This window comes from Kitasatospora sp. NPDC047058, assembly GCF_040643935.1.
Lineage (GTDB): Bacteria > Actinomycetota > Actinomycetes > Streptomycetales > Streptomycetaceae > Kitasatospora.
Genome location: NZ_JBEYVJ010000552.1, coordinates 1 through 3,888 on the forward strand (window position 1 = coordinate 1; position 3,888 = coordinate 3,888).

Consider the following 3,888-nt stretch of genomic DNA (forward strand, 5'->3'; position numbering starts at 1 on the left):
CAGATCGCCATCGGCGAAAAGGTCCTCGCCGCCCAGGGCCCCGGCGCCTGGCCCGTCTGCTCCGTCAAGGCCGGCCTCACCAAGTAACACCCCCAGCCCCCACGGGCCACCACGCCACCACCACGACGCCGCCGCACCGACCGCCCCCACAGGCGAACCCGGTCCGGCGGCGTCGCGGCATACCCGGGCCAGGCGACACGCTGGCCTCAGCGGAGAACCGCCCGCGCCGTCTCCAGCGCGGTGGGCTCCCCCGGCGTCAGCCAGTGCAGGCGGTCGGCGAGCCCGGCCTCGGCGAACCGGGCCGTCGTCTCCTCCCGGCCCTCGGTGAAGTGCTCCCACGAGCTGTAGTGGAGCGGGACCACCGTGTGCGCGCCCAGCGAACGGGTCAGCGCGGCGGCCTGCCGGCCGTCCATCGTGATCAGTTCACCGCCGCCGAAGGCGTCGATGCGGGCGGCGCCCAGGTGCAGCAGTGCGACGCCGATCCGGAACCGGCGGCCGATCGCCTCCAGCTCGGGCACGTGGACCGTGTCACCCGAGAGGTAGACGGTCTCCTCCTCGCCCGGCACCTCGATCACGAACCCGGTCACCTCGCCGACCGGCCCGTGCACGCCCGGCGTCCCCGTGACGCGCAGCGTCCGCTCCCCGGCGGTCACCGTGTGCGTCGTCCAGGGCGCGAGCCCGACCGCCGAGCCGCCGAGCCGGACCGCGCCGCCGACCGTCGTCAGGACGGGGGTCGACGCAGGCAGCCGCTCCAGCAGTGCGCGGCCGCCGGCGTCCAGGTTGTCGGGATGCTCGTCGTGGCTGAGCAGGACGGCGTCCAGCGGAGGCAACGCTTCGACGCCCAGTGCGGGGCCCGCGGTGCTGCGCAGCACTACCGGGTCGTGGCGGTACTCGGCCGGAGCCGGGTCGAAGGCCGGGTCGGTGAGCAGCCGCAGTCCGCCGATCTCCAGTAGGACGGTGGCGGTGCCGACATGGGTGACGGTGATCTTCATCTTGACTCCTCGGAGACGGGATGGGGGTTGGTGTCGGTGTCGATGTCGGTGTTGATGTGGGGGCGGCGCCGGTCAGCCGAGGCGGAAGCGTCGGCGGTACTCGGTCGGTGTGGTGCCGAGGCGGTCGCGGAAGACCCGGTACAGCGTCTCGACCGAGCCGAATCCGCAGGCCGGGGCGACGTCCTCGACTAGACGGTCGGTGCGCTCCAGCAGCCGCCGCGCCGTCTCCAGCCGCGTCTCCTCGACGAACGAGCCCGGTGTCGTCCCGGTCTCCCCCTGGAAGACCCGGCCGAAGTGCCGCTCGCTCATCGCGAGCCGGCCGGCCAGCACGGGGACGGAGAGGTCGGCGCCCACGTTCTCGCCGATCCAGCGCCGCAGCGCGCGGACGTCCTCCCGGGTGCCTGCCCGGTGGGCCAGCGGGACGCTGAACTGGCTCTGCCCTCCTGGGCGTTGAAGGTACATCACCATGATGCGGGCGATCTCCCGGGCGAGATCGTCCCCGTGGTCCTCGGCCACCAGGGCCAGCGCGAGGTCCATCGAGGCGGTCAGGCCGGCGCTGGTCCACATCCGGCCGGACCGCACGAAGATGGCGTCCGCCTCGACGGCCACCGCCCGGTGCGCGGCCGCCAGTTGACCGGCGGTCGCCCAGTGGGTGGTGGCCCGGTGGCCGTCGAGCAGGCCGGCGGCCGCCGTGACGTGCGCTCCGGCGCAGACCGACGCCACCCGGCCCGCCTCCGGACCGGTCGCGCGCAGCCACGCCACCACGGCCTCGTCCACGCGCGGCACCGGGCCCTCCGGCCCGACGTCCATCCGCCCCGGGACCAGCAGCGTGTCCGGGCGGTCCGGCCGCTCGCCGAACACCTCCGTCACGTGCAGCGGGATGCCGGAGAAGGTCTCCACCCGCCCGCGCCGGGCCGCCACCATCCGCACCTCGTAGCCGGCGCCGGGGCGCCGGAAGGCCTCCGCGCCCGGCCCCGCCTCCCCGGCCAGCAGGTGCCCGGCGAGCGCGAAGACCTCGGCGGGACCGGTCACGTCCAGCGCGTTGACGCCCGGGAAGACCGGGATCAGCACCAGGTGCGGGAGCGGCGGGAGCGCGACCGAGGTGGGAGAAGCGGTGGAGGGGGTGGAGCGCGAGGACTGCATGGCTTCACCCTCGTCCGCGGGCCGGATGTCGGCAAGGACGGGTCTCTGCAGGATTCGGACATCGGGCCGTCGTCGCCCCGGCCGGCAGGCGGCCATCGGGCGGCCGGGGCCGGTGGATAACCCGTCGCAGGCGGGGCTGGTGCTGTGGCAGGGTGCGGGCCGGGTCCCGGGGTCCCGCGGCGGTCCGAACCGCCCGCCCCCGAACACCCGACCACCGATCAGCGTTCGCCCCAGGAGGGCCCGATGACGATACCGCCGCGCATGATCCCGCTGCTGGAGCAGTACGACTTCGCCCGCAAGCGCCTCGCCGACCGCCTGGCCGGGCCGGTGGTGGACAGCGGCAACGGGACGGACGTCGCGGTCGGCCGGCTCACGGACGACGAGTACCTGTGGGAGCCGGTCCTCGACTGCTGGTCGGTGCGCCGGCACGCCGACGGACCCGGGGCACGTGCGACCGTGCTGGTCGGCGCGGGGGACTGGGGCCGCGACGCCACCCCGGCCCCGCACCCGGTGCCCCCGCCGTTCACCACCCTGGCCTGGCGCCTCAGCCATCTCACCGAGCTTCTCGCCCTCCGGGCCGACCACACCGGCGGCAGCCGCTCGCTCACCCGGGACGACCTGCCGGTGGCCGGTGAGGCGGAGACCGCGATCGCGGCGTTCGAGGCGGCGGCCGCGTCCTGGCGGGCTGTTCTGGTCGCCACCGACGACGCTGCGCTCGACACCGTCGGGCACAGCGCCTACCCCTACGGCAGCGACCCGGAGGAGCCGTTCCTCGACGTCGTCTGGTGGGTCAACCAGGAACTGCTCCACCACGGCGCCGAGATCGCCCTCCTGCGCGACCTCCACCTCGCCCCGGCGTGGCCGGCCTGACGGCGGGCGACCGGCCCCGCCGTCCGGAGCCGCCCCTCCCGCGCCGTCGTTCCGGGGGTCATTCCGGGCGGGGCGGGAGCGGCAGCGGGAGGGCGGGCAGGCCGTCGATGCTGGTGCCGATGTACGGCTTGCCCTCGCAGTAGCTGTTGAACTCCTCGTCCGTCTTGCGGTCGAAGTACTGCTCGTGGAGGTCCCGGTCCGAGCGGTAGTCCATCAGCGGCACTGCGAACCCGCACGAGTCGCTCACCCGGTCCGCCTTCACCAGCACGATCGCCCGCAGCGCGGACCCGTCCGCCGCCGGATCGAAGTACCCCAGCAGCTCGGCGAACCGGTCGTCGTCGCGGAGCACCGCCTCCCCCTGCCCGTGCACCCGGACGACGGTGGGCGGCCCCTCGAAGGCGCACCACATGAGGGTGATCCGCCCGTTCTCCCGGACGTGCGCGATGGTCTCCGCCGTCGATCCGCCGAAGTCCAGGTACGCCAGCGTCAGTTCGTCGATCACGGCGAGCGTGCCCGAGCGCCCCTTGGGCGAGACGTTCACGTGCCCGTCGGCGGCGAGCGGCGCCGTGGCGACGAAGTAGACGGGCTGGCGCTCGATGAACTCCCGGAGACGGCCGTCGATCTTCTCGTAGGTCTTTCCCATGCCGGGAATTCTGCCCGGCATTCCGGATGCCGAGAACACCCCTCTCGCATGACGAGACCCACAGGGGCGAACGCGCCCTGCGCGAAGAACGCTTAACTCCCTTTCCGGGGACGTGGGTTGGCCCGCTATGCGAACGGCGGGTGCCCCCGCGCGGTACGGCGCAGGGGCACCCGTGGGTCTCGGCCCGCAACAAGCGGCAGGCGGTCGGCGGTCGGCCGTCGGCCGGGCAGGCGGCGGGGC

The 3,888-nt window shown here is 74.4% G+C and carries 4 protein-coding genes; 1 reads left to right on the top strand and 3 read right to left on the bottom strand.

Annotation, left to right across the window (positions count from 1 at the left end; translation table 11 throughout):
* Positions 1–206: 206 nt before the first annotated feature.
* Complete coding sequence (locus tag ABZ885_RS37255; protein ID WP_360199029.1) at positions 207–992, bottom strand: MBL fold metallo-hydrolase; 786 nt, start codon at positions 990–992, stop codon at positions 207–209.
* 72 nt (positions 993–1,064) lie between these two features.
* Positions 1,065–2,135, bottom strand: a complete 1,071-nt coding sequence (locus ABZ885_RS37260; RefSeq protein ID WP_360199031.1) for a helix-turn-helix domain-containing protein — start codon at positions 2,133–2,135, stop codon at positions 1,065–1,067.
* 243 nt (positions 2,136–2,378) lie between these two features.
* Between ABZ885_RS37260 and ABZ885_RS37265 the strand changes: the two genes are divergently transcribed.
* A complete protein-coding gene (locus ABZ885_RS37265; protein WP_360199033.1) occupies positions 2,379–3,005 on the top strand; it encodes a DinB family protein in 627 nt (208 codons plus the stop codon).
* Positions 3,006–3,063: 58 nt separating this feature from the next.
* On the opposite strand, the gene ABZ885_RS37270 is transcribed toward ABZ885_RS37265, so the two are convergent.
* Positions 3,064–3,648 carry a pyridoxamine 5'-phosphate oxidase family protein gene (locus ABZ885_RS37270; protein ID WP_360199035.1) on the bottom strand — a complete coding sequence of 195 codons (585 nt, stop codon included), beginning with the start codon at positions 3,646–3,648 and terminating at the stop codon, positions 3,064–3,066.
* Positions 3,649–3,888: the final 240 nt, after the last annotated feature.